The 2,531-nt window shown below is 34.8% G+C and carries 2 protein-coding genes; one reads left to right on the plus strand and one right to left on the minus strand.

Annotation, left to right across the window (positions count from 1 at the left end):
* Positions 1 to 257 precede the first annotated feature (257 nt).
* Positions 258 to 1,400 (minus strand): ISL3 family transposase, encoded by a 1,143-nt coding sequence (locus tag IV40_RS10385; RefSeq protein WP_420843267.1) that lies wholly within the window; start codon positions 1,398 to 1,400, stop codon positions 258 to 260.
* Positions 1,401 to 1,833: 433 nt separating this feature from the next.
* Here IV40_RS10385 and IV40_RS10390 point away from each other — a divergent pair, with 433 nt between their 5' ends.
* Positions 1,834 to 2,472: a hypothetical protein gene (locus IV40_RS10390; protein ID WP_057771274.1), complete on the plus strand. Its 639-nt coding sequence runs from the start codon at positions 1,834 to 1,836 to the stop codon at positions 2,470 to 2,472.
* Positions 2,473 to 2,531: the final 59 nt, after the last annotated feature.

Consider the following 2,531-nt stretch of genomic DNA (forward strand, 5'->3'; position numbering starts at 1 on the left):
GGTCAACCAATCGTTTATGACATGAACACAGATCTTACAATCAACAGCAAGACATTACTTTAATGATTAGAAGTGTGACAAAGAACGGGTGCTGATGAGGCTTAACGATGCTTTGAACGAAGATTCGTCAGAATCTAGGCCAAAACAGGTTAAATGAAATCAGCAGTTCTTTGGAACACGTTAATAAGACCTTTATAGGGTCAATAAAATAGGCTCTCTGTCAACTGGTATTGATACGAAGTTTTAGGAAGATCAATTCATTTACGAATTGGTCTTCTTTTTTTGATCTTAATTTTAAATTGAATTTGAATGCGAAGCCTGAAATGATTCCAATTTCGATAACCATAAGCTGTTCGCTTAATTTGTTTAATCTCTCGATTGACCCCTTCAAGGGGTCCGTTTGAATAAGTGCATGACATCATATTCTGAATTGGCTTACGCTGTTTTTTAAAGGTATTTGTAACGGTTTTAAGCAATGGATTCACTGTAGCTGTTTCTGATAATGCCTGAGCGAATTGATTCCAATTACGCTTTTGGCAAGATTCGATTATTTCATGTGCAATTCGATAAGTATTCGCAAATGTTTCGTCTAGATTCAAGCCACGAGCAACAACTGCTTCTTGTGTTAGGTGATCATGCAGGTGTGGGAACCACTGAGGTTTGTTCTTTTCTAATCGATCATAATTCATTAGAAAAAGGCGCCAATGAAATTTAAGAAGACGATATTCTGAAGAATCTACATTATAATGTTTCATTAGTTGAACGCGAGATTGATTTAAAGCCCTTTGGGCCATTTGAACAAGATGAAAGTTGTCAGCAACAATTTGGGCATTAGGAAACAACTGACGAATGACAGACTGATATTGAGCATTGAAGTCAACGACAACGTGGGTAACCTCTTCACGAGAAGATAATGAATAATGGTTGATGAAATACTGATAGATATCTTTATTAAATCGTGTTGGGAGCATTAAGATGGGTTCATGAGTTTGACCATTACTGGCAATGAAACTCATTTGGTGGCCAATAGAACGTAGTTCATCAAAGCAAAGAACTGTTGGTAGTTGATCGTAGTGGGGCTTTAAATCATCTTTCAGTTCTCCCATAATCCGATTCACGGATACAGGAGAGACATTGAATTCTTGGGCAATATTCTCAATAGTTCGATCCTCCGTTAATTTAAGCAAGATAGCTTGCCGAGTATTTTCAGAGATCTGGTGATTAGGTCGAACAAGAGTTGTTTGAGCAATCATTGTGTGGTGGCATGATTGACACAAAAAGCGTTGCTTTTTAAGCTTCAGTAAAACTGGATATTCATTTATTTTTGGAAAACGAATAGTAATAGTTTTGTGGCCGTTTCGGACGATAGTCCGTTGATGACAGTAAGAACAAACCGTCAATTGATAGGTTAATAATCCTTATAGAACCTTAACGCCATCAGGGCGAATATCTGCCTTTTGATCTAAAATAATCTTTTTATCTTTAATTCCAATCAAATTTCGGATAAACTTTTTTTGGGACATACAATTCACTTCTTTCACTTAAACTTTGGTTGGTTGACGTGATAAAAGGACTGTATGTCCTTTTTTTGTTTTTTAAAACATTATACAAAAAAGTGTTGATGAACTTAATCATCAACACCAAATATTGTAGAGCCTGAAAAAGACATCATCCAAATCAATGGATGATGTCTTTTTAGAATCTTGCCAATACTTGGTCAAATGTGGAACCTGGTTGATCAATCCCTAAGTGATTTCAACGACGCTACTCATATCACTTGTTAAAAATTTATAGATAAAGTTAATGATCGTTGAAAAATAAGGAACCTTATTCATGGTTAGAGATGTAATTTTATATATATTCATAAAGGTTGCAGAGAAGATGTGTTTAGCAGATAATAATATTATCGTTAGGGGAGGAATTTATATGACAATAATATTATTAATCGTTAGTATTATATTGATTTTGTTTTGGGGAATTATTGATCGTGGGTCTTTAAAAAAGTTATCTGGAGCAGTTAGATTTGCCATTTTTACATATTTATTAGCACTGTTGGCTTTTATTCCGTTGCAATATACTTCAGAGAATGTTGAAATTAACGCAATTTGTTCAATCGTTGGTGCGGCCTTTACTGCGATAACCATCTTCTGTTTAGCCCTTTGGATATCAACCGTGATAAGAGGGTTCAATTTTAGTGGATCTTTGAAAACATTCTTGAACTCGGTCATTAGCATTGTAATGTTTTTAATTGCTGGTGCGTTAATGATGAACCTGTCAATTTTACAACCGGTTCGTAACTATATCGCAATGGCTTTAATTGCAATTATTGCTGTTTTAGGTGTTGTGGCTATTTATCAATATTCATTACTGTTATTAAATTATTATTTGGGGCAGGAAAATCTGATGAACAAGATGAAGAGCAATCAGACCAGAATAAATCAGATAAGTAAGAATACTTCTTTAGGTGTCTAATTTAAACATCGAGCAAAAAGGGAATACAATCATGTATTTGAAGTGAACCCCCTGAGTTG

Origin of the sequence: Lactobacillus selangorensis, assembly GCF_001437205.1 — a bacterium.
Lineage (GTDB): Bacteria > Bacillota > Bacilli > Lactobacillales > Lactobacillaceae > Paralactobacillus > Paralactobacillus selangorensis.